At 49.1% G+C, this 20,169-nt stretch carries 27 protein-coding genes and 1 tRNA gene; 9 read left to right on the plus strand and 19 right to left on the minus strand.

The genetic code is table 11. The features are described 5' to 3' along the window. Positions 1–5: 5 nt before the first annotated feature. Complete coding sequence (gene cspE, locus BM427_RS09620) at positions 6–218, minus strand: transcription antiterminator/RNA stability regulator CspE (RefSeq protein ID WP_090121159.1); 213 nt, start codon at positions 216–218, stop codon at positions 6–8. Positions 219–604: 386 nt separating this feature from the next. Between cspE and uxuA the strand changes: the two genes are divergently transcribed. Together uxuA and BM427_RS09630 are read left to right on the plus strand one after the other, a co-directional pair. Next, positions 605–1,672 (plus strand): mannonate dehydratase, encoded by a 1,068-nt coding sequence (gene uxuA / locus BM427_RS09625; protein ID WP_090121728.1) that lies wholly within the window; start codon positions 605–607, stop codon positions 1,670–1,672. 87 nt (positions 1,673–1,759) lie between these two features. Beyond that, positions 1,760–2,032: a GntT/GntP/DsdX family permease gene (locus BM427_RS09630; protein ID WP_425280051.1), complete on the plus strand. Its 273-nt coding sequence runs from the start codon at positions 1,760–1,762 to the stop codon at positions 2,030–2,032. Between the two features lie 13 nt (positions 2,033–2,045). Here the strand turns inward: BM427_RS09630 and BM427_RS25705 are convergent, their stop codons facing one another. Beyond that, entirely contained in the window at positions 2,046–2,204 is a 159-nt protein-coding gene (locus BM427_RS25705; RefSeq protein ID WP_167518560.1) for a hypothetical protein, read from the minus strand. A gap of 76 nt (positions 2,205–2,280) precedes the next feature. Here BM427_RS25705 and BM427_RS09635 point away from each other — a divergent pair, with 76 nt between their 5' ends. After that, positions 2,281–3,483 (plus strand): MFS transporter, encoded by a 1,203-nt coding sequence (locus tag BM427_RS09635; protein WP_090121160.1) that lies wholly within the window; start codon positions 2,281–2,283, stop codon positions 3,481–3,483. A 45-nt stretch (positions 3,484–3,528) separates the two neighbouring features. On the opposite strand, the gene BM427_RS09640 is transcribed toward BM427_RS09635, so the two are convergent. From BM427_RS09640 to BM427_RS09660, 5 genes are all read right to left on the minus strand, one after another. Next, positions 3,529–3,801, minus strand: coding sequence for a GNAT family N-acetyltransferase (locus BM427_RS09640; RefSeq protein WP_090121161.1), 273 nt, complete (start codon positions 3,799–3,801; stop codon positions 3,529–3,531). Between the two features lie 10 nt (positions 3,802–3,811). Next, positions 3,812–4,042, minus strand: a complete 231-nt coding sequence (gene yjdI, locus BM427_RS09645) for a 4Fe-4S mono-cluster protein YjdI (protein ID WP_090121732.1) — start codon at positions 4,040–4,042, stop codon at positions 3,812–3,814. Positions 4,043–4,080: 38 nt separating this feature from the next. Beyond that, complete coding sequence (locus BM427_RS09650) at positions 4,081–4,593, minus strand: P-loop nucleotide/nucleoside kinase family protein (RefSeq protein WP_090121162.1); 513 nt, start codon at positions 4,591–4,593, stop codon at positions 4,081–4,083. A gap of 37 nt (positions 4,594–4,630) precedes the next feature. After that, positions 4,631–5,524: an oxidoreductase gene (locus tag BM427_RS09655; protein WP_425280050.1), complete on the minus strand. Its 894-nt coding sequence runs from the start codon at positions 5,522–5,524 to the stop codon at positions 4,631–4,633. 342 nt (positions 5,525–5,866) lie between these two features. Beyond that, complete coding sequence (locus tag BM427_RS09660) at positions 5,867–6,742, minus strand: AraC family transcriptional regulator (RefSeq protein ID WP_090121164.1); 876 nt, start codon at positions 6,740–6,742, stop codon at positions 5,867–5,869. 249 nt (positions 6,743–6,991) lie between these two features. Between BM427_RS09660 and BM427_RS09665 the strand changes: the two genes are divergently transcribed. The 3 genes from BM427_RS09665 to BM427_RS09680 all read left to right on the plus strand — a co-directional run bounded on the left by BM427_RS09665 (position 6,992) and on the right by BM427_RS09680 (position 9,407). Continuing rightward, positions 6,992–7,324, plus strand: coding sequence for an NIPSNAP family protein (locus BM427_RS09665; RefSeq protein WP_090121736.1), 333 nt, complete (start codon positions 6,992–6,994; stop codon positions 7,322–7,324). Between the two features lie 226 nt (positions 7,325–7,550). Continuing rightward, positions 7,551–8,750, plus strand: coding sequence for a tyrosine-type recombinase/integrase (locus tag BM427_RS09675; RefSeq protein ID WP_090121167.1), 1,200 nt, complete (start codon positions 7,551–7,553; stop codon positions 8,748–8,750). A 48-nt stretch (positions 8,751–8,798) separates the two neighbouring features. Then, complete coding sequence (locus BM427_RS09680; protein WP_090121168.1) at positions 8,799–9,407, plus strand: hypothetical protein; 609 nt, start codon at positions 8,799–8,801, stop codon at positions 9,405–9,407. Between the two features lie 1,140 nt (positions 9,408–10,547). Here BM427_RS09680 and BM427_RS09685 read toward each other — a convergent pair. The 6 genes from BM427_RS09685 to BM427_RS09705 all read right to left on the minus strand — a co-directional run bounded on the left by BM427_RS09685 (position 10,548) and on the right by BM427_RS09705 (position 14,995). Beyond that, positions 10,548–11,075, minus strand: coding sequence for an HNH endonuclease (locus tag BM427_RS09685; protein ID WP_090121170.1), 528 nt, complete (start codon positions 11,073–11,075; stop codon positions 10,548–10,550). Further along, a complete protein-coding gene (locus tag BM427_RS09690) occupies positions 11,068–11,385 on the minus strand; it encodes an HNH endonuclease signature motif containing protein (protein WP_071195728.1) in 318 nt (105 codons plus the stop codon). The genes BM427_RS09685 and BM427_RS09690 overlap by 8 nt, the downstream gene beginning before the upstream one ends. 324 nt (positions 11,386–11,709) lie before the next feature. Beyond that, the gene (locus BM427_RS09695; RefSeq protein WP_090121171.1) at positions 11,710–13,791 is read right to left on the minus strand and encodes a hypothetical protein; all 2,082 of its coding nucleotides are present in this window, start codon (positions 13,789–13,791) and stop codon (positions 11,710–11,712) included. Next, positions 13,781–13,909, minus strand: coding sequence for a hypothetical protein (locus BM427_RS26245; protein WP_280116121.1), 129 nt, complete (start codon positions 13,907–13,909; stop codon positions 13,781–13,783). The genes BM427_RS09695 and BM427_RS26245 overlap by 11 nt, the downstream gene beginning before the upstream one ends. A gap of 275 nt (positions 13,910–14,184) precedes the next feature. After that, the gene (locus tag BM427_RS09700) at positions 14,185–14,793 is read right to left on the minus strand and encodes a MarR family transcriptional regulator (RefSeq protein WP_090121173.1); all 609 of its coding nucleotides are present in this window, start codon (positions 14,791–14,793) and stop codon (positions 14,185–14,187) included. Beyond that, the gene (locus tag BM427_RS09705; protein ID WP_090121174.1) at positions 14,774–14,995 is read right to left on the minus strand and encodes a hypothetical protein; all 222 of its coding nucleotides are present in this window, start codon (positions 14,993–14,995) and stop codon (positions 14,774–14,776) included. Before BM427_RS09705 ends, BM427_RS09700 begins: the two co-directional genes overlap by 20 nt. 142 nt (positions 14,996–15,137) lie before the next feature. Here BM427_RS09705 and BM427_RS09710 point away from each other — a divergent pair, with 142 nt between their 5' ends. From BM427_RS09710 to BM427_RS09720, 3 genes are all read left to right on the plus strand, one after another. Continuing rightward, on the plus strand, positions 15,138–15,494 hold the full coding sequence (locus tag BM427_RS09710; protein WP_090121176.1) for a hypothetical protein: 357 nt from the start codon (positions 15,138–15,140) through the stop codon (positions 15,492–15,494). A gap of 3 nt (positions 15,495–15,497) precedes the next feature. Continuing rightward, positions 15,498–16,523: a major capsid protein gene (locus BM427_RS09715; protein WP_090121178.1), complete on the plus strand. Its 1,026-nt coding sequence runs from the start codon at positions 15,498–15,500 to the stop codon at positions 16,521–16,523. A 67-nt stretch (positions 16,524–16,590) separates the two neighbouring features. After that, a complete protein-coding gene (locus BM427_RS09720) occupies positions 16,591–16,782 on the plus strand; it encodes a hypothetical protein (RefSeq protein ID WP_090121179.1) in 192 nt (63 codons plus the stop codon). A gap of 115 nt (positions 16,783–16,897) precedes the next feature. Here the strand turns inward: BM427_RS09720 and BM427_RS09725 are convergent, their stop codons facing one another. From BM427_RS09725 to BM427_RS25795, 6 genes are all read right to left on the minus strand, one after another. After that, positions 16,898–17,329 (minus strand): hypothetical protein, encoded by a 432-nt coding sequence (locus BM427_RS09725; RefSeq protein WP_090121181.1) that lies wholly within the window; start codon positions 17,327–17,329, stop codon positions 16,898–16,900. Positions 17,330–17,366: 37 nt separating this feature from the next. Further along, the gene (locus BM427_RS09730) at positions 17,367–17,864 is read right to left on the minus strand and encodes a hypothetical protein (RefSeq protein ID WP_090121184.1); all 498 of its coding nucleotides are present in this window, start codon (positions 17,862–17,864) and stop codon (positions 17,367–17,369) included. Between the two features lie 22 nt (positions 17,865–17,886). After that, positions 17,887–18,453, minus strand: a complete 567-nt coding sequence (locus BM427_RS09735) for a hypothetical protein (protein ID WP_077816238.1) — start codon at positions 18,451–18,453, stop codon at positions 17,887–17,889. 498 nt (positions 18,454–18,951) lie between these two features. Beyond that, positions 18,952–19,025 (minus strand) — tRNA-Gly (locus BM427_RS09740). A 92-nt stretch (positions 19,026–19,117) separates the two neighbouring features. Continuing rightward, positions 19,118–19,858: an amidase activator ActS gene (actS, locus tag BM427_RS09745; protein WP_090121185.1), complete on the minus strand. Its 741-nt coding sequence runs from the start codon at positions 19,856–19,858 to the stop codon at positions 19,118–19,120. Continuing rightward, on the minus strand, positions 19,840–20,145 hold the full coding sequence (locus BM427_RS25795; protein WP_090121187.1) for a hypothetical protein: 306 nt from the start codon (positions 20,143–20,145) through the stop codon (positions 19,840–19,842). Before BM427_RS25795 ends, actS begins: the two co-directional genes overlap by 19 nt. Positions 20,146–20,169 lie beyond the last annotated feature (24 nt).

Genomic DNA, 20,169 nt, shown 5'->3' on the forward strand with positions numbered 1-20,169 from the left:
AATCCTTAGCGCGGAATCACGTTAGCCGCAGCCGGACCTTTCGGGCCGTTCTCGATAGTAAACTCAACCTCTTGATTTTCTTCAAGAGTACGGTACTCATTGCTCTGGATAGCAGAGAAATGTACGAATACATCTTTGCTGCCATCTTTCGGGGTAATGAAACCGAAGCCTTTCTCAGCGTTGAACCATTTAACGATACCGTTCATTTTAGTAGACATGCTTGTTACCTTCTATTTTTTTCGCCGAATACGGCAGTAATGGTCTGAGACATTATTTTTTATCAGAGTGTAAAGCGAAGACCCAAAAAGAAGTAACGAGCAGGTACTTAGAGATGAGAAAGACTTTAGTGAACTACTGGAGATAATGATTTATCAAACCGACGACGCATTAACTCATGGTTGCCCTTTTTTCGCAAGCGTTAATTTTAAAAAATTTGTCAGGGTTCTTTTTCACCAGCTTAACCAAACATATCGGACACTTTTTGGCCACAATCGCAAACCAAACGGCTTATGTGTGAAGTCGGTCGCAAAACCTGGCGCAGGCAAACGCTATTATAAATACTAGTATGGTAGTAAAATATTTTCTTTTCGAGGTGGCAATGAGCATGCAAATGACAATGCGCTGGTTTGGGGCAGTTGAAGATAAAATCCCACTGGAATACATCCGTCAGGTACCGGGCGTCGAAGGAGTGGTAGGCGCGTTGTACGATGTACCGGTAGGTGAAGTATGGCCAAAAGAGAAAATCAATGCGCTTGCCGGGCAAGTCCGTGATGCCGGGCTTAAGATGGAAGTGATTGAAAGCGTTAATATTCATGACGATATAAAGATCGGTCTTCCCAGCCGCGATCGGCTGATTGCCAATTACCATCAAACCATCCGCAACCTTGCAGAGGTAGGGGTAAAAGTCATCTGCTACAACTTTATGCCGGTTTTTGACTGGATGAAGACCGAGATGAATTACGTGCTACCAGATGGTTCGCTGACGATGGCGTTCGAAAAGAAAGGTATCGATAAAACGCTGGATGACGTGGTGAAAGAAGTGCTGGAGAATGCCAACGGCTTTGCGCTTCCAGGCTGGGAACCCGAACGACTGGCAAAAGTGCAGGAGTTGTTTGCCAAATATAAAGATGTCGACGATAAGAAATTACGCGAAAATCTGGTTTACTTCCTGGAGCGCGTTATTCCTGTCTGTGAAGAAGTCGGTATTAAAATGGCGATTCACCCGGACGATCCACCGTATTCTATTTTTGGTCTGCCGCGTATCGTTAAAAATCGTGACGATCTCGACTGGATTTGTAATGCAGTCGATTCTGAAGCTAACGGTATTACCTTATGTACCGGCTCGATCACCGAGGATCCAGATAATAACGTGTACCAAATCCTGGCTGAATTTACACGCCGTAACCGTATTCACTTTGCGCACGTGCGCAATATCAAACTGATTAAAGATAAAGATTTCTATGAATCCGCGCACTTATCCCGCTACGGTTCGCTGGATATGTACGAAGTCATGAAAGCCTTGCATGACAACGGATTCGACGGTTATATCCGTCCGGATCATGGGCGTTTCATCTGGGGCGAAACCGGCCGTCCAGGCTATGGTCTTTACGATCGGGCGCTCGGCGTAACCTATTTACATGGGCTTTGGGAAGCACTCGAAAAACAAAATTAATTTTGTTCGGGCCGGTGATTCCACCGGCTTTTCTTGATAGCCAGTCCGTAAGGTATTCTCTATATCCCACTGTTAGCCTTATTCTGGGTGCTGGTAGATATTGTATTTTTTGTTTTGATGAACCTGAAATACAAATTTCATAATATCTTCATGCTGCTGATTGCAGGTATATTTTTTGCAATCACGGAAGGTATTCCACTTGATAAAATTTCATCTGTCGTTAAGGACGGTCTCGGTAGTATTCCTGATCATCTTGCACTCATTATTTTATTCGCTGCAATTATCGGCAAATTTATGACCGAATCCGGCGCAAACCAGAGGATTGCCGATAGCGTTATTAAGCAAGGTGGAACTGACTAACTCCGTTGTCGGGTTAGGCATGGTACTGCTGCTCAGCCTGTTTATCGCCTGGCATTTGCACCTGGAGGAACGGGGAGGTCTCCCGCAAGATAATCCGCCCTTCCCATTCACCATTCGGGATGCTACGTTTATCAGCAATAATATCCAAACCGGCCAGCCAATGTAACGACATCTCATTGTAAACACACTTTTTTCATCGTGCAGGGCATTGCTGCACGCGGAGTTCTGTTTGCCTGAGAATGTTAACAATGAATACGTTATTGATGGTATTAGTGCAGGCTCTACGCCAGCACCGCTGGCTGTGCCTCTTCGGCTGCGCATATATTTTCTCTTCTGTCGGTAATGGGCTTACGCAGACCATTATTCTGGGCCAGCTTCTGCGCTGGCATGCCTCTCCGGCAACGCTTACTCTCACCTATATGCTGGCGACGTTGCCTGGTTTTTTTGGCAGCCTCCTCGGTGAGCGTTTATGCTGCCATGTTCCAGCGCTGCGTTTATTGCTACTAAGTGAGTTGGCGGGTTTGGTCGGTTTACTGCTGCCACTATACGGCCTGCTGGCACACAGCATCCCCGCGCTGCTGGCTTTGCAATCCATTGAAGCATTTGTCGCCGGGTTGTCCTGGCCCGCCATGAGTCTGGTGTTCAAACGTGGTTTAAGTGCTGCGGAGCTACCCGCAGCGACCAGCATGGAGACCGTGATCTTCGCTGCGCAGGTTCTGCTCGGAACGGGTATTGGCGTTGTACTGTTCGGCAAAGTATCGTCGCTCATTCTGCTCGGCATCGATGCCACAAGTTTTGTATTAGCGATCGCGCTGTTAGGCATAACTTCTCGCTATTTACGGTTGCCCCCGGAGGATGCAGAAGAGATGCATCGCAAAGTGCGCTGGAGCAGGTTATCCACCTTGCAGCAACGAAGCCTGCTTATGTTGCCGGCTCTTGCCGCCGTCGGCGCACCTGCGATGGCACTCTTGCCTGCACTGATACAGCAAATTCAGCCAGATACCGCCGCCGGGCTGGCGCTCCCGCTGATTTTTGCCCGCAGCCTGGGACAGCTGTGTGGTCCACTACTGCTGAAGGCCAACCGGCTGGAACAGTACGCCGCGAGTAATCGTTATCTGCTCTGTTGTCTGCTGGCTTTTATTGCCGCCTATTGCCTGTTACCCGGGTTATCGACATGGACGGCGGCAGCGCTGATGATGATCTTCCTGGCGCATCTGGCATCAAATGCCGTATTCGCTCTTGGAACCTTCAGCTTGTTGCATACATTCCCGCAAGAGTCGGTCTCTGCCGCCAGCGCAAAAGCGTGGCGCTGGCAGGCGATGAGTGCAGCTCTGGCAACACTGACAGCGGCGTTTTTGTCCGAAACATGGGGAGCAGCGCAAGCGTTATACAGTGTATCGTTTATAGCGCTGGCGCTGGTGATGGCCGTGCTGATTCGCTACCGACGGTGACGATGAAGGGTATGCACCGGTTCATACCGGTGCACATTTTTATGTTTATGCGCGTATGTCGTCATATTCACGAGTTTTATCAAACTCGTGTTTGGCGAACGGGCACAGCGGAATAATTTTACGGTTCTCGGCCCGCATTTTTTCCACCACACGCGCTACAAGCTGTTTACCCACGCCTTGCCCTTTCAGGCTGGGATCAACATCAGTGTGTTCAATAATACTGAGATGTTCACCCGTCGGCACAAATACAATCTCGGCGACCTGAACACCATTCGCGTCATTGAGGTAAAATTTGTTGTGACCTTCCAGTATTTCCATTTTTTCTCACTCAGTTATGGCGGTATTTGAGCGCACCGCTTGGGCAAGTATCAATCACATTGATCACTGTCTCAACATCTGCTTCGTCCGGAATGATCCACGGTTTACGTTTCAGGTTAAAAAGCTTCGCATTACCGCGTACACAGTTTCCTGAGTGCTTGCAAATGGCCGTGTTGAAGTAAACATCAATTTTTTCACCGGTATACACGCGATAACCCGCGTCAAGTAGATCTTTATCCACGACATTGCCTCCGCTGTTTTTATCGGGTGTTGAAGACATCATAACCTTGTTACACGATTGTGAACATCATGGCGCAAGATATGAAATCCTTCTTCAGCGCCCGGCTCAACAAAATAGCGGGTGATCGCTTCAAACTGTGCATCAGAAGCAGCAAAATCGTGGTTACCCGCCGCATTCCGCTGCCGCAATCGCGCTTTGCACTCTTCGTCAGCCACCGGCAAATAGTGCAGGCAATGATCCGCGCCCGAAGCGTGAATCAAAGACATCATCCACTGGCGACTGGCAGGCGTGTTAGCGGGAAAATCCAGCACGACGCTGACACCCGCTTTAAGTAACGCAACAGTATGCGGACCGATAGCGCTCCTGAGTTTTTCTGAGTAGTGCACATAATCCGCCACGCTGCTCATCACATCCTTAAATAACAATGCCAGCCAGCGATCTTCACTTAAGAGCACAGTGCCCGGTGTTTTTGCCAGCTCAGCGGCAAGCGTCGATTTACCGGACGCAATTTTGCCGCACAAGATATGCAGGGTAGGAACAGAATGTGCCATCGTTTGTCCTTTATATACGCGCTATATGCGACTTTTATCAGCCGGGCCCGTCGCTGCCCGCAGCAAGCAGCGGCACAATTAGATCGCTTAACGGCGTTGGAATACCATGCTTGTGCCCGTACCGCTGTATAACGCCGTTACGGATATCCCACTCAAGCACTCGCCCGGCTTGGCGATCAGCGAGAATAGAGGTACCCAGATCCGCCGGTGCACGATGAAAAACATCCACGATCTCCTGCGGCACATCATCACTTAATACCGCACCTTCTGCACGCGCCACTGCAAGGCATTCGCGCAAGTAAGCTAATGCCACGTCTGTGATATCGGGGCGTGAAAACATTCCGGCGCGACGTCCTGAAAGCACCATCAAGCCTGCAACTGCATTCTGCAACAATTTGCGCCATGCAATAGAGGCGAAATCAGCAGCAAGATCGACTTCACAGCGCGTCCCCTGCAACACCTCGACAACACGTTGGGCTGCCAGCGTATCAGGCAATGTCAGGCGCGGCTTAGCTCGCAGCCAGACAGAGGCATCGGGTTCACGCTGTGCAGGAAACCACACCACCGATGGCAGAACCGTCGCACCTGCAACATAAGCGGCAAATTGTTTTTTCTGCTCAACGCCATTTTGTAACACACAAACCACTGTATTCTCATCGCACAAAACATTCAGCCAGGCCGCGGTGGCGTCAAGTTGTGTTGTCTTTACGGCTACAAACACCAGATCAAACGGCTGTTTGATTTCGGCAGGCTCCGTCAGCACCGGGCCAGGCACAATAATACGCCCCTCGTCAAAACGTAATTCGAGCTGTGGATGTGCTGTACGCCCACAAATTACAGGAGTTCGACCTACTTCATGCAGGGCCGCAACTACAGTCGTTCCGATGGCCCCGGGCCCAATGAGCGCCACTTTAGGATTCTCAGAAATCATGAACTTCCTCCAGGCAATCTTTCACTACCCTTGCGTCTGTATAAAAGGATAAAAAACAATACCACCGGCAATAAACACGGTGACAGATGCTCTACTTATCACGCTCAAATCGGCATCGTCTGGTGGTTATGAATTCGCTTTAATCTAATACAACTTTTTTACAAGTGTACGCAAGGACGCTCAGCCGCCCCTTGTTTCGATAACGCGTTAAAGGCCTTCGAGCAGGCCACATCGTGAGGACAGGCTATGCCCACAGACAAAACGGTATAAGTATCAACGCGCCAGGACGCTTCCCTGCACGTCTCATATCTGACGCAATTACGAACATGACCCTGAATCAGTTTATTTCAACGGCAAATAGATATCCGTGAGTAATTCATGTTCCGCTACCTCATGCACAAAGTTGTGGTAATGAAAGAAAAGCGGGAAGTCGCGGAGTTCCTCTCCACTTTCAGGCAACCAGTCACGATACAGGGTTTTAGCCAACCCGGTTAACGCATCATGCGATCCCTGATGGCGCAGCACCGCACATCGGCCAGCAGGGATGTCACTATTTATCACCCCGAAGAGATTATCTTCCGCAATTGGTGATGTTACTGTCCCGCAAATCTCGAACTCAAATTCATCCGGTGGTGTTAAGGTAGGATCGTGCGGTGCAATACCGTATGTCTGGCTGCTGGCAACAGGCGAATAACCCGTGGTTTTTCGCCATTCAATAAAGCGGGCCGCAGTTTCGTTTATTAGCTCCGGTTGTCCATAATGAGTCAGCATTGCGACTAATGTCGCGGGAAAATTGATGATCTTGATCTGGCCTTGCATCGTTTGTCTCCTGGCTTTATAAGGTTCGGATATGCGCTTATGCCAATCTACCCAAGGGGGTTGTTGGCGAAATTGCGTCGGCGAGAGACCAAACATTTGTCTGAAAGCACGGCTAAATGATTCAGAATGCTGGAAACCGGCGTCGAGCGCGATATCAGTGATTTTCTCTAACGGATTAAAAGCCAGCCGATAAGATGCACGTTTTAAGCGCATCATCTGGATGTAACGACCAGGTGGCATCCCACAATAACTACAAAACTGACGATGGAAGTGAAATGGCGAGAAATGAGCTACTTCACTGAGTTTTTCCAGTAATAATATGTCATCGAGATGACAGTCAATATAATCAAAGACCTTTTTAAAACGTCTGGCGTAACTATCGGTTTTGTTATCACACATGGCTTCCTCCGTGCTGCTTAATATGCTCGAAGGCTGTTCAGTTTGCCTGACCGATCTTGCCCAAAGAACGTCCGCAGGAAACATTGACAAATAAAAATGTGCCAGAGCGCATTTGAGCCGCAGTCCATATTGCAGCTTTTCCTATATATGGTATATGGCTGTTTGATGAGTTGTGCCTCACGGGCCAGTTCAGTTTACTTTATCAACACCATCAGGGAGCCCCATAACGCCACCAACGGAGATAACTTTTTGAGAACCGTCGAGATACTGCAATACACCTTACGCAAAGGTACCGGGACTGCTTTTCACGCCCTCATGCAGCAAATCAGTGCTCCTCTTCATCAACGCCACGGAATCGACATTGTTTCCTTCGGAAACTCGCTGCATGATTCCGATTGCTACTATCTGATTCGTGCCTTTGATAGTCCTGAGAATATGGCTACGGTTCTCGAGGCCTTTTATTCAAGCAATGACTGGCTCAGCGGCCCACGTAAAGACATCATTGACAGCATCGAAGTCAGCATAAAAACAGTGATGAACCTGCCGCCGGAAAGCGTGGATGGACTACGGGTGCAATCGTAGGTGATCTGGTTTCACCAGACGCGCTTTGAGCTTCGCCAATGCAGGAGGATCACGAGCGCCGTCACGTATGGTTTAGAAAAAGATGGTGAAATGAATACGTTAGGGGAATTCTGGAGCGGGCGAAGGGAATCGAACCCTCGTATAGAGCTTGGGAAGCTCTCGTTAGTCCATCTCAACATTGTACATATTTTCGTACCTGATAGCGTGATCCTATAGGATCGTAATCATGGCTATCAAGAACAATCAGTATCTTTTTCAAAGTCATTGCGGGATCTGGGTTTTCCAAATCTTCGTACCAAAGTACATGCGCCACATATTCGACAACAAACGAGCCTGGAGAAAGTCCACCGGGACGAAGGATATCGACAAGGCGCGACACTTCAGAAATCACATGCTGATTGAGTTCAACAACCTGAAAGCGATGTTGAACCCTGATCGGGAAGATATCCGCATTCAGAATGCGCTCTCCGTCCTCCACTCCACTATAAAACAGGCAAAGAGTGTACCAACGGCAATTGGCCCCGTTCCAACGCTGGCAACTGTCCGTGATGAATACATGACTGTTTATAGTGAACGCCGGGCATTCTCTACCCTAAGCAAATCAGCGAGGGCCGTAGAAGTGTTTCTCCAGAGTATTGGGAAAGTTGATATTGGTTTGAACAAGATCGGACGTAGGGCCGTCACAGACTTCATCGAGGGCCAACAATCGAAGGTAGCGCCTCAGACTATCCAGAACTGGCTAACCTCTTTAGGAAGCCTGTACGAGTTCGCCAAACGTCGATATGACGCAATCCCAGACAGTAACCCGTTTCACGGTCACAACCTCGAAGCACGGCGCACAATTGAAAGTTATCAACCGTTTGAAGCCGATCAACTGGTAACCCTTATCAGAGAAGCGGATGACGTTCTACGCGATGTCATATTGATTGGGCTGTATTCAGGAATGCGACTTGATGAGATCGCCAGCATCAAACGGGATGAAATTGTAATGTTGGAGGGTGTCAGATGTTTCTTTGTCAGCAAGTCCAAGACTGTAGCAGGGGTGCGGTACGTTCCGATCCACTCTCTTCTGATCGGCATTATTGATAAACATCTGGCAAATAACAGTGGAGAATATCTGCTGGCACAGTCAAACAATATCATTCGGAAGGATGGTAAACGGGGACCGTGGTACAGCCAGAAGTTCACCCGGCTACGTGACAGCACATTGCCCACAGCTACAGATCGGCAGTGTTTCCACAGTTTACGGGGAATGTTCATCACCTGTTTAGACCGTGCAGGAGTACCAGAACAACGGATAGGAGCCATTACGGGGCACACAGAGCAGAAAGCGAAAACCGAAGCATTCAGGACGTACAGCAAAGGCGCGGGAATGGAAGAGCTATCGGGATATGTGGAGTTGGTAAGTTACGGTAATATAGGGTAAACCTGTGGGGCAAGCCTGCCCCCTTTATACCTTTTGAGAGCGCCAAATATGGATCTACAAGCATGGGATAATATTGTCTCCATCGCATCGAATGCAGTAACAGCGTTAGGTGTGGTTGGCGGGGTAATTTTTGGTGGTTCTAAACTGAAAGATTATCTTGATGTAAAAAAGAACGATGTTGCTTTTCATACCGCGTTAACGGTATACGATGAGATCACAAATACAAGGACCAAATATAGCCAGATACGTATTTCATTGAATTATGTTATGAACATGTTGGATGAGCTATGTAAAAGCAATACCAGCATTAGCCCAAACTTATATTTCCAAATTCAGGAAATAGGTACTAATGCTTTTCAGAACTCATTAACCATTGGCAACCTATTCATAAAAACAAATAATTTCAATGTGTTATTTAAAGGCGATTCTTTTTTAAAAGTACAAGAAATTGTAAGCATCACCAATAAAATATCGCTTAACATTACTAACTTTTTCGCGTGTGCAATAAACTCATCCAAAGGTAAATTAATATCCAAAGAAGACCTTTCGGAGTTAATGAGCCACTATAAGGAATATGAGGAATTATCCAGCCTATATCTTGATAAATGTACTGAAATACAAAATATTAAATTTGAAGATTTCATTATGTTCAAATAAAAAGCCGGATGTAACTCTGGCGGTCATGCTTTCGGTTGAGCCTATCACTAAGGTGTATGATGAGCCTCCCCCAGCTAATCCTATACATGTGCATCAAATGGTGCTGATCGCCTGTATGCAGGTTATTAAGTATCACCGCTATATTTTTACGATGGCTAAAGCCAGGTGTGCCCTACCTTGTTGAGGTGGAAAATATCTTGGAGTTTGGGCAGTTCTGCCAGGCATCCAAACACCCCGCCCCCGGGGGCCTATGTCATTTTCTGGAAATATCAGGGCACCCTTCCCGGGTGGCTCTATGTACGGCTCTCTGTGGCGTCACCTCGCCTTTACCTATACAATCACACTGCCTTTAGCCTTGCGTAGCCCACAGGCCCGCATATTCGCTTACAGAGGATTATTGTTATTCTGAATTGGCCTCAACTTACAGATTGATTGATATTTGAACAGCCATTTAACATAATGACCGTTACACGTACTTTTTTAACAATCCCGCAACAGCTTAGACCTGTACGCTTTTGAACGTTTCAACCTCTTAACCTCCCGTAACGCCCTCCGGGGGAACTCTTTTCCCAGCTGATCCGCCTCTTCAGGCTTACATTCCTGTATTCCCTATCCGCCTGTGAGTAACGCCGTTCACCTGTGGATAACTGACACGTACTAACCCTATTTTCTCCCCTTTCGAGGCGTCCACCTCTTCAGGCCCTTTCTTGTGGCAAAAACACATTTTGGGTTTAGGGCGGTGGCTACCGCCCGGGGTTGTTGAGAATAGTTATCGCTATCACATATGTATGGGAATTTGTCTCAATTGCAGGTTTTCGGGGTTTTGACTTTCTGAGAAAAAATTATTTTGGGGTTAGAGTGAATTTTGTTACACACGGGCACTTTGAATAAATAATTGTTCCCACAAAATCAAGTATTTATAAGATACCGGGGGAGGCACAGTTGCTCACAATTTAACCAATAGTGGTCTGTATGCCAGATCTTTTAGCCGATTAAACGCGATTAAACGCCAATTTAATTATAGCCTTTCAGACAACAAAAAGGGAGACCGCCTCCGGTCTCCCCTCTCTTACTTTCGCTTGCGTCTGCCCTTTCGGGCTTGGCGTTTCTGCTCATGGATATAGGCCCCAACTAGTGAAATCATGCTGCGGCGTCCTCTTCGTTGGCTATCCACTGCCACTGTCCCGCCAACTCAGGGTAGAGCTTATCCTTCATTTTGAGATACCATTTACGGGCGCTGAGTTCATCAGGGAAGTTTTTCCTGTACCTCTTGCCGCCCTTCCACACCTCTGCTTTGAACGTACCTCGCCCTGTGGCTGAATAGCCCTTGGCTCTCACGTTGGCATTGTTGACCGCATGGGTCACTTCGCGGAGGTTATCCGGGGCATTGTTATTGCGACAACCATCAATATGATCGATAGGCCCGCCGGGCCAATAACTATTGTGAAGAAAGAACACCACACGATGCGCAAGGAGGCGAATCCTTGCCAGTACGCCGCAGTAATAGCCGCCCCTATCCTTCGTGGTAAAGGCGGCATCGCCGGGTTCAATTCCTATACTGGGAATGCTGACAAGCCACACCAGACCCGAAGGGGATCTCTCTTCAATGGCGAGACATCCCCGGATCAGCGCCAACTCTTCCCCTGCTGGGATGCGGGCCTTAGTCATTATACACCCCCGCTTTCATGAGGCGCTTTACAGTCGATTCTGTAATGTGGGGGTACAGGTTATCGATCCGGTTATTGGCGCGGTCACCGTCAATATGTCGAATCGTCACACCTTCCGGGATTCGCTTCCCGTGTAGTAACCACACGATGTTATTGATCGGGTACAGTTTGCCCAGTGACGGGACCCAGCAACGAGCCACCCGGCCCGGCTGCATTACTCCCGTATCTTTCGCACAGAAGCGGATCTGATATCGGGCGGACTCATCATAGGTGAAGTCTGTAAGGTCTACGTTCTCAATGGTGAGGGTCATTACGCCGCCTCCTGAAAGAAGCGGGTAGAGAGGATCGGCTTGTGGCCCGTGGTCGGGCTTACAGGGCGCTTATTTGGTTTGGCGGTATGACGTGAAGCGAAAGTAAACTTTGATGGAAATGCGAACATGAGAAACCCTCCGTAAAATATTGAATTAAACGGATAGTTTTCGTCATAGGTAAGCCTATGGTATGACCTCTACGCGGGTCATCACTCGTGCCTTAACTATCGAACAACCAGTTTATCCTGGAATCAATAGAATAGCAATAATAACCTTGATAATTATTTGACAGGTACAGAAAAGGAGACCCGAAGGTCTCCTCTGTTACTGCCCGCCCTGCGTCATCATGTTCAGGTGGTCACGCTCCCTGTCATCCACAGTTGCATTCACCAGATCTTTGACCGTGCCGTCATTAACCTGGATGTTCACCTGTAGAGGCTCCTGCTTCACAACAACGGTCTGTTGCGATGCCTTAGCGTTCACGGCTGATTGTGTCAGGCTGGAAGGGCTGAAGGTTGGCACGGGGGCCGGGGTTACTTTCAGATCCTTGAATGGGGCTAGCGCCGGGAGGTTATCCGGGACCTGTAGAGGTTTTGGCAGATTTGGGGCCTTGCCGCCGTACTCCTGCGGGAGGAAAGCCCTAGAGTCAAAATCAAACAGATTTTCCCAGAATCCTTTTTCCGGCTGTTCTGACTTGGGAGTCATATCACGTGACCCCGTGTAACTCTCCTTAATGCCTGCCGCTGTACCGTCACCGCCTACACTCGGGAGGATATGGGAGAGCCAACCAAAAAGGCGCACAAAAGAATTTAGTACGTCTGCGGACGCGCGGCCCAGGCCCTCCATAACTGGGGCTAGGCTTTCCATTGCTTTGGTCAATTCATCCGAAGAATTAAACGCCTCAGCAAATCCCAACGTGAAGTTATCAGCCAGCCCGCTGGACGCCTGGCCCAATAACATCATACTGCTCTGGAGGTTGCCCACCTGCTCACGCTGCGCGTCTGTGAGATACAGAGAAGAGTTCTTTACGGTTTTCAGGGCGTCCGCTGCGATCTGCCCATTCTGATCAAAGGCCCGGAGAGTCTTGGAACCATCATCAATAAATTCGCCGAAGAGCGTCATCTCTGAATCAGTTAGCTTGTACTGCTTCTGGAGTTCGCGGAGGTATGACAAGTAGCCTTTGAAGTCTGTAGACTGTAGACGCTTGATAACGCCTGTTCCCGCTCCAGCTTGCTTGGATTCTACCAGGTTGGCGACATCTGCCAGCTCACCACCGCCGGAGTATGTACGGTTACCCTTCTTGTCAGTTTTCCATTGCCCCAGTGACAAATCACCTACCTTGTCCCGGTAATCAACAAACTGATCTTGTAGCTTATCAAGAGAGATTCCCGCCCCTTTCTGGTTTGCTGCTAACAGGATCGCGTCTGCGTCTGTGGCGCTTACTCCCTGCTCTTTCAGGCCGCTGTATTGCTTCTGGCGTTCAAATGATTCCCGGAGTGTGGAGGCTACCGCCATTGACGCGCCCGCTACCGCCAGGAGGCCCGCCGCCGCTGCTCCCGCTGCACCTGCGAGGCCAACACCCACACCCGCCGTCACTCCTTTGGACCTGCCCCCAAAGTTGCCGCCGTGGGTCCGCTGGTTAGCCATACGGCGACGCAACCGCGCTTGCTTCTGGAGTTCCTGGGTGATCTTGCGTAGCTCGAATCGTGTTTCTTGAGCGTTCAGGGCTTCACGCTGCTGTTGGTCCGCAACACGGCGCATCTTCAGGATTGCTTCCGCCCGTTCTGCGTTGGTCAGGCCCTCAATATTCTGGATCTTGAATGCTTCAGATCGGATAGTCAGATAGCGTTTACGAGCATAATCGAGGCGGCGCTTCTCAGCCTTGCCAGCTTCACGGGCGAGCCTTGCCTCCTCCTTTTTAGCCTGGCGCATAGCCTGCGCTGCTGCTTTCGCTGCGTTGGCCTTAGACTCTGGAGAGTGGGCATTGATCAGAGCCTGTACGGCGGGCACCATTTCCGCCGCTGTTGGTAACGGCGGGTGAGTACGTGGCCCACGCTGCCCGGTGAAGCGTTTACCTAGTTCACGTTGTAGCTTGCTTTCAGCACGTAGCTGGTCCGCCGTCTCTTTCTTCCGCTGGGTGGCTGTCTTAGCGGAGATTGCCCGCTCCTTTTCCTTGGCGGCGTTCAGGCGGTTTTGTGACTGTAACCGTTTAGCCTCCAGATTGTTGGCCTGGATGATTGCCTTGTTACTCTCAAGTTGCTGGCGGGAGGCTGATTTGACTTTCTGATCAACCTTCTCCCATGACTTGCCCACATCCTCGATCTTTTTCTTGGCGCGGTTGTAGGACTCTTTCGAAACTTCAAAATCGACAACGTTGGTTGTCCTGGTGATGATCTTATTTTCCATTCTTCACCTCCCCGTTGGCGCGGATCTGGGCCGCTGCCTTGGCGGCTTTTTGCTGCGCCTGTTTGACCTTCTCAATTGCCACCTGCTGGAGAAGCAAATCAGTGTTGTTCTGTGCCATAGGGCATCCTTACCCCATGCCGGGGAGATAGTGAAAGAGGTGAGCCAGTACGAAAAGTGACCAGACGGTCACTCTCCAACTGATTAAAAAGTAAGCATTCATAATTTTATGCAGAGGGGAAAGCCAACAACGGCGCGGGCTGTAGACAGATTTGACTTAAATCACAAAAAGAAAGTGAAATAAAAATTTCAGGGAGTTATGGGGTTACCGGGCGGGGTTAGGCAGGCACTTGACACAATGCGGAAAGTAGGGGATTGCAATTAAATTTTACAGAATCAAAAGGCTGGGTCTAAATCCCAATCCCTGGATGGCTCCTTGATCTCTCCCCTTGGGAATGGCACCACCACAGGAGCCGTCTCCCCGGGTTGCGGGTCTGTCTGGTCCGCCGTTTCCACCTTGGATGTATACAGCCTGATTAAGTCCGTTGGCTGTTCTCCTGCCGCTGCCGTTATAGGCACAATGTCCGCCACTTCAGGCGCTTCTACAGCTTCCGCCGCGTGGTTGGGTTCCTGCACCTCTTCCGGGGCCTTAGCGGACTGTTGTGGCTGTTCCTGTGGCGCTCCTGCTTCCACTGTGCCCAACATCTCAGGGGTGATCGGGTTTACAGTGTAATGGCACGTCTTGCCGCCGATCTGCGCCGTCTTGTTGATCAGCCCCATAGCCACCATATCCGCTAGGAGTTTTACAACCGTTTGGCGGGTAACCCCCAGGCGACGCTTTAGCATGTCTTGTGAGAAATAGGCGGTTTGCCCATTGGTCTGGTAACCCTCGATCAGTGCATAGGTGTAAACCATGTTCATGCTAAACACTTTGCCGTTGATTCTCTCAATGTCTGCCAGTTCGTGACAAACGGCGGTAAATGGCTTACTTGCTGTTGCTGGCATTCTGTTTTCCTTCTGCGGAAGCGACTAAAAGAGGATGGTTTTTCAGGTAGGCGGCTAACCTTCCCGGGTTCTTTTTTGTGGTCCACTTGTCAAAGGTTGGCGCTATTGGCGTGACGCCGCCAGGGGCGATGAGTGACCACACAAAAGGATAGTTTCCTTCCCTCCACAGAGGTGTGGGATCGGGGCTGGTGATGGGGTCCATGATGGACCTCTGATCCTATTCGCTGCCTCTCTCCTGTATCTCCAATATCCGATCTGGAGTTCTCCCCAACTCCCGGATTCTCCGGTGCAACGCCGGGTGTCACTGCGGCCCTGTCCGCTTCTCCACTCCTCAAGGAAAATTTATGCGTACTACTGAAGCGTTTCCTAAACGCATGTCAGACGTCCTGGTTAACAGCGCGTCTGATCTCTTCTCCCGCACGGAAATTAAAGGCGTAAGCCTCCCGGCGGATCTGTTCTGCGGTGATGTATTCAATGCAGAAACCTACGAGTTATTCGATCAGGCTGTAGAGGGTCAACCGCTGATCTGTCTGGTGAACGTCTCCGCAGGCGATGACAAGACTGTAGTTGTGGTGGACCGCCACGCCTATGTAAACACGTTCAACCTCCGCGCCAAAGATGCCGCCTCCCTGAAGGAAGCAATTAAACGCTTAACCGCAGATGGTTCTATCCGTATTGGCAACAACAACAAGGAGGCTTAATCAATGAACGTCAAAGATATTCGTAGAGAGTTTGAAGGTCTGGATCTGGTTGGAAAACTGGAGGAGACCAAAGAGGGCAACTATCTGATCCAGGATCTGGGTCTGTTCTCCCGTGGTACATCAAGTGTCCCTAATGCTCGTGTGGCTGATATCACCGCCGCTGAAGAGAGCAAGCTGGAAAGCGTATCACGCTACGGCACGGACACAAATCACATGAAGGCGTCGAGCGCTGTTTTCCGTGATGCAGAGATCAACGTATTCCATGAGACCGGAATGGTCCGCCCGGCTGACTGGCAAGGTCTGATTAGTCCTCAAACCGATCAGGAAATGGCGATCACTGAGGTTATCTCTCAACGTGCCACCCAATTCGAGCGTGATTATCGTCGCACGGTGGAAACCTCCCTGGCTGAGGCACTGTTTGAACGTAAGGTTACTGCACCCCATACCGATGACGGTGATATCTCCTTTGATGCGGTGTTTGGTGTGTCTCCTGGTTCCTTTACCCTGGATGCTTCCGCCGACTCTCTGTACCAACAGTTAGCTAAACTGCGTCGCCAGGTGGCCCAAGCGCTGGGCGGTGCCCGCAACTATAGCGACCGTCTGTATGTTATGTGTGACAGTGGTCTTTATGACGCTATCGCCACCAACAAAGAGATTCAGGCGTTCATTCTGCACAGCGTACAGCAGGCGCAGATCTCCGGCGCTGTTATTCCTAACGCATTAAGTGGTTTTAATACCATGTCGCTGGGTCCTGTGACCTTTATCGATCTGGCTGGTGACCCTACCTACCCGGTTGAAGAAAACAGCGGTCTGGTCGTCCCACGCATGACTAACCCGGATGTCTCATTCCTCCGCCGTATCGCTGGCCCATGTAGCAGAAATCAAAGTCTGGCTGTGAAGGGTGGCGTTAAGGATCGCTACGGTTGGACCAGTGTTGACGATGACGGGATGATTAAGATGCAAAGTGAATTTTCTCTGTTGCCTCTCCTGCTACGTCCTCACTGGCTGACCACCATCACGCTGAAGTAACAGACTTTAAGTAACAGACTTTAAGCCCTGGCATTGCTGGGGCTTTTCTTTAATTTTGAGGTGAGCAATGAAGTTGTCGATTAGCATTCCGGGCCTGGGCGGGGTTTTCACCTCCACCGATGCCGACGTGATCAACCGTTCAGCCCTAGCGCGTAAACTTGGGATCGATCAGGTAGCTTTTAGCCGATACGAAAAACAGTATGGGTTTGAGCGAGCGTTAAAAATTATGTTGGAAAAGAAAAAATCCGGCAGTGTATGAAAAAGTATTATGTATAAATAAAGGCCACCTTAAGAGGGTGGCCTTTTTTATTGCCCTAAACTTAACTGACATAGTGTGCAAATTTCACCATATAGCCATACTAAATATCTTCGAATTAATTGGTTATCTCATATGTAGTATCACAAACTCGGCAATACCAATTTTGCTGTTCTATTCGTGAAAAGCCAACAATTTTATAATCGCGAAATATAGTATGTACCCGTTTCTGGTCAGTTTCAAAGCATTTAGGACAGAATGCGACATCATCCCCTTCTTTCCAATAAACTCCTTTAGCAAAAGAGAATGAATGTTTATCCTTTAACTGTTCTTCGAGCTTTTTATTCTTCTGTTCGGCTTCGAAAAGTAAAACTTGAGTTGTGACAACTTCCATCTTTACACTGGCAAGCTCCGTCATGAGGTTTGCAAGCTCAAGTTTGAGAGTTGCCCTATCAAGCTCCCCGCCATCATCAGCTAGTTTCTTTGCAATCCCTACAGCTTTATCAATGATTCCAACAGCGGCGGCTGTGCTCGCTAACACTCCAGACATATTCTCAATCCCATATGAATATATTTGTTGATATGAATTAAAGATTAGATGTATCGCTTGCTACCCTACTGTTTGGAATGTAACGAACAAATGTTTGCGCCATGATCCCAGAAATGACCATCTTACTTAACTCAACCGTAGTGTCAGGAAGTTTCCACGTTGCTTTATCTGAATCTGAAAATTCAGGTTTCCCATACTTCTGAGTTAACAATTGACTCAATATGCTGAATTGACTCGCAGCGATACCTTCATTTTTTTTCTCATTACTGGCTACGTTCGTTTGTACAAGACGATCAGCGCTATTAAAAAGGAATGTAACAGTATAAAGACCGCTGCCGATCGATACATTATCAATCCGCACTTTCCCAAAATTATCTTTATACTTTTCTGGTGAGATCAGATGTGCGCCATTACCTTGGGCCGCAACAACTTCCGACGGATTCATATCCCATTTAGTATTTCCATAACCAATACCCTTAGCGAATGAGAGCAGAGGTAAAGTTAGGACCACGAAAGCCATTAGTAATTTTTTCATTTCATCCCCCGAATTGAGTTTATTAATTGTGAATCAGTTTACAATGATCCCATTGCTCAGTGCTTCTTGCGATGCGGTCACTAATTGCAAAATTCATCAGCGACGGATCATAGGCGTACACTTTGCTTTTATCATCTGCCATCATCAACTTACCGTTAGTTTTCAGCTTTGGCGAGAGCAGGTATGTACTGTTTAAACGGTTAGCTTTGAAGCTATCGACATACAACGTTACCTCGGCGCTACCCAGCACACGTAAAGCACCAATTTTGCCATTCTGTATCGCTGCAATAGCATACTGACAGAGATAAGTTTTCGCAGTTGAAGCCGTATTTTTTCCGTTAACCTTAGCTGCTGAGGTAGGGGAAGAGGATTTAGGGATTGAACTATGAAGAGAAGATGACGGATAAGAGTATGAATAATTTTTATACGTAGATGAGGCACCTGATCCAATCCGGCACGTTTTTCCAACCGCAATGCACGAATTACCGCATGGTATACCTTTCTTGCAGTTCTTCGCGTATGCAGAGAACGACAACCCAGCTAAAAGAAATGTACCAATGGTTATCCTAACTAACGAAGACCAGCCCATAAACCACCCTTCTTTTAAGATTTTTCCTGCATGATACCATACTTAATTTAAGGCAATAGATACCAATAAGCCCCGTTAGTGGTACAAGCAACAAGCGGAGCGTAGCGACTTCATCAGATTGTCAGAGAGATCACACCTTATCAGGATGCTCGTGTACCGTTAGGAGCGTGAGCGAAGCGCTGGCAGAGCCGGATCTGTAGCTACCGGGGCATTACCACTATTCACCTGTTTACGTGGCTCACAGGGCCACACATCGGGCTTAAATGCGTGTGATCAATCTGTTTGGGAGTTGTGCCAGGTATGCGGCTTTTTGTTCGTTGTTGTGCTGTCGCGGTAAGAACGTGGAACCACCGCCAGCGTGATGATATGCTCCCTTGTACCACAGACCAATCACGCGACAGGTGCGGGCGTAGAACAATGGGTAGTTTAAGTTGTACCTGCTTTAGCGGGGCAACGTAACTAACTGATAAATCGTAACTTCTTGATTTATCAGGAGACTGGAGCGGGCGAAGGGAATCGAACCCTCGTATAGAGCTTGGGAAGCTCTCGTTCTACCATTGAACTACGCCCGCGTCGATGTGCGTAACGCATTATAGTCTTTACGCACAGTCTGGCAAGATACGCCTGCGCTAACCGGTTAATTTATCGTCTGTTCGGCGCCTTTTTAACATTTGGGTGCGCTACCTTGGGGCGGTAAATAACGCAGCGGATCAATCGCCGTTGCCCGGTAGCGCAACTGGAAGTGCAAGCGAACAGAATCCGCATCGCTGCTGCCCATGGTGGCGATCTTCTGCCCCGCTTTCACATTCTGTCCGTTATTCACCAGCATCGTATCGTTATGCGCGTAAGCCGTAATGTAATCCTCACTGTGCTTAATCATGATCAGATTACCGTAGCCACGAAGCTGGTTTCCAACGTATACCACCTTCCCTGCACCAGCGGCATAGATGGGTTGCCCGCGCGAACCGGCGATATCAATCCCTTTATTGCCGCCGTCGGACGTGGAGTAACCCATAATCACTTTCCCGCTGGTCGGCCATCGCCAGCAGCGTTGCCCTACAGGAGGCCATGAGGATTGCGGCACAGCGGAGGACGGCGTGACTTTCGCGGTTTTCGTGCTGGTTTTACCCGAGGATGCGCTGGCTTCAGAGCCATTAACCTTCAGCCGCTGCCCCACTTCGATAGTATATGGCGGGGAGATCCCGTTCATGCTGGCGAGATCTTTCACGCTGGTTCCGGTAATACGCGAAATACGGGACAGCGTGTCGCCCCGCTTCACCGTATAGGTGGAGCCGGAATAGCTGCCTCCGGGAGTGGATTTCCCGGCGCAACCTGCCAGCAGCAAAGCGATTGCCAGGCAAAAGGCAATGTGGAACGGGTTACTCGTCAGGCGTCCTGCGTGCAAAACAGATCCTCGATTAAAATAAATGGCGACCTATAATAACAGCCACAATCCGGATGCCAATACCTTCCCGAAGAATGGCGCGACACCAGGTCGCGCTGAGCAATGATTTTCGTCATTTTCGTCATTTTCGGCAGATACGGCATCTTCATCTGCGACAGGTAGAATAGCTGTGGCGACGGAAAAACATCCACAATGTTGCAGTGGTTAATTTGGTTGCATCCACTTCTGATAACGGCGGCACCAGGCTCCAGCAATTGCAGAATCACGCCATGCTCAGTGATACGCATGATCTCCTTCGGAGAGGGGGACTT

The organism is Kosakonia arachidis (assembly GCF_900116535.1).
Lineage (GTDB): Bacteria > Pseudomonadota > Gammaproteobacteria > Enterobacterales > Enterobacteriaceae > Kosakonia > Kosakonia arachidis.

What these genes read in the sequence shown, in the direction of transcription:
- cspE (WP_090121159.1), bottom strand. Translation starts at nt 218, where the DNA reads ATGTCTACTAAAATGAACGGTATCGTTAAATGGTTCAACGCTGAGAAA.
- uxuA (WP_090121728.1), top strand. Translation starts at nt 605, where the DNA reads ATGCAAATGACAATGCGCTGGTTTGGGGCAGTTGAAGATAAAATCCCA.
- BM427_RS25705 (WP_167518560.1), bottom strand. Translation starts at nt 2,204, where the DNA reads ATGTCGTTACATTGGCTGGCCGGTTTGGATATTATTGCTGATAAACGT.
- BM427_RS09635 (WP_090121160.1), top strand. Translation starts at nt 2,281, where the DNA reads ATGAATACGTTATTGATGGTATTAGTGCAGGCTCTACGCCAGCACCGC.
- BM427_RS09640 (WP_090121161.1), bottom strand. Translation starts at nt 3,801, where the DNA reads ATGGAAATACTGGAAGGTCACAACAAATTTTACCTCAATGACGCGAAT.
- BM427_RS09650 (WP_090121162.1), bottom strand. Translation starts at nt 4,593, where the DNA reads ATGGCACATTCTGTTCCTACCCTGCATATCTTGTGCGGCAAAATTGCG.
- BM427_RS09655 (WP_425280050.1), bottom strand. Translation starts at nt 5,524, where the DNA reads ATGATTTCTGAGAATCCTAAAGTGGCGCTCATTGGGCCCGGGGCCATC.
- BM427_RS09660 (WP_090121164.1), bottom strand. Translation starts at nt 6,742, where the DNA reads ATGTGTGATAACAAAACCGATAGTTACGCCAGACGTTTTAAAAAGGTC.
- BM427_RS09675 (WP_090121167.1), top strand. Translation starts at nt 7,551, where the DNA reads ATGGCTATCAAGAACAATCAGTATCTTTTTCAAAGTCATTGCGGGATC.
- BM427_RS09680 (WP_090121168.1), top strand. Translation starts at nt 8,799, where the DNA reads ATGGATCTACAAGCATGGGATAATATTGTCTCCATCGCATCGAATGCA.
- BM427_RS09685 (WP_090121170.1), bottom strand. Translation starts at nt 11,075, where the DNA reads ATGACTAAGGCCCGCATCCCAGCAGGGGAAGAGTTGGCGCTGATCCGG.
- BM427_RS09690 (WP_071195728.1), bottom strand. Translation starts at nt 11,385, where the DNA reads ATGACCCTCACCATTGAGAACGTAGACCTTACAGACTTCACCTATGAT.
- BM427_RS09695 (WP_090121171.1), bottom strand. Translation starts at nt 13,791, where the DNA reads ATGGAAAATAAGATCATCACCAGGACAACCAACGTTGTCGATTTTGAA.
- BM427_RS26245 (WP_280116121.1), bottom strand. Translation starts at nt 13,909, where the DNA reads ATGGCACAGAACAACACTGATTTGCTTCTCCAGCAGGTGGCAATTGAG.
- BM427_RS09700 (WP_090121173.1), bottom strand. Translation starts at nt 14,793, where the DNA reads ATGCCAGCAACAGCAAGTAAGCCATTTACCGCCGTTTGTCACGAACTG.
- BM427_RS09705 (WP_090121174.1), bottom strand. Translation starts at nt 14,995, where the DNA reads ATGGACCCCATCACCAGCCCCGATCCCACACCTCTGTGGAGGGAAGGA.
- BM427_RS09710 (WP_090121176.1), top strand. Translation starts at nt 15,138, where the DNA reads ATGCGTACTACTGAAGCGTTTCCTAAACGCATGTCAGACGTCCTGGTT.
- BM427_RS09715 (WP_090121178.1), top strand. Translation starts at nt 15,498, where the DNA reads ATGAACGTCAAAGATATTCGTAGAGAGTTTGAAGGTCTGGATCTGGTT.
- BM427_RS09720 (WP_090121179.1), top strand. Translation starts at nt 16,591, where the DNA reads ATGAAGTTGTCGATTAGCATTCCGGGCCTGGGCGGGGTTTTCACCTCC.
- BM427_RS09725 (WP_090121181.1), bottom strand. Translation starts at nt 17,329, where the DNA reads ATGTCTGGAGTGTTAGCGAGCACAGCCGCCGCTGTTGGAATCATTGAT.
- BM427_RS09730 (WP_090121184.1), bottom strand. Translation starts at nt 17,864, where the DNA reads ATGAAAAAATTACTAATGGCTTTCGTGGTCCTAACTTTACCTCTGCTC.
- BM427_RS09735 (WP_077816238.1), bottom strand. Translation starts at nt 18,453, where the DNA reads ATGGGCTGGTCTTCGTTAGTTAGGATAACCATTGGTACATTTCTTTTA.
- BM427_RS25795 (WP_090121187.1), bottom strand. Translation starts at nt 20,145, where the DNA reads ATGCGTATCACTGAGCATGGCGTGATTCTGCAATTGCTGGAGCCTGGT.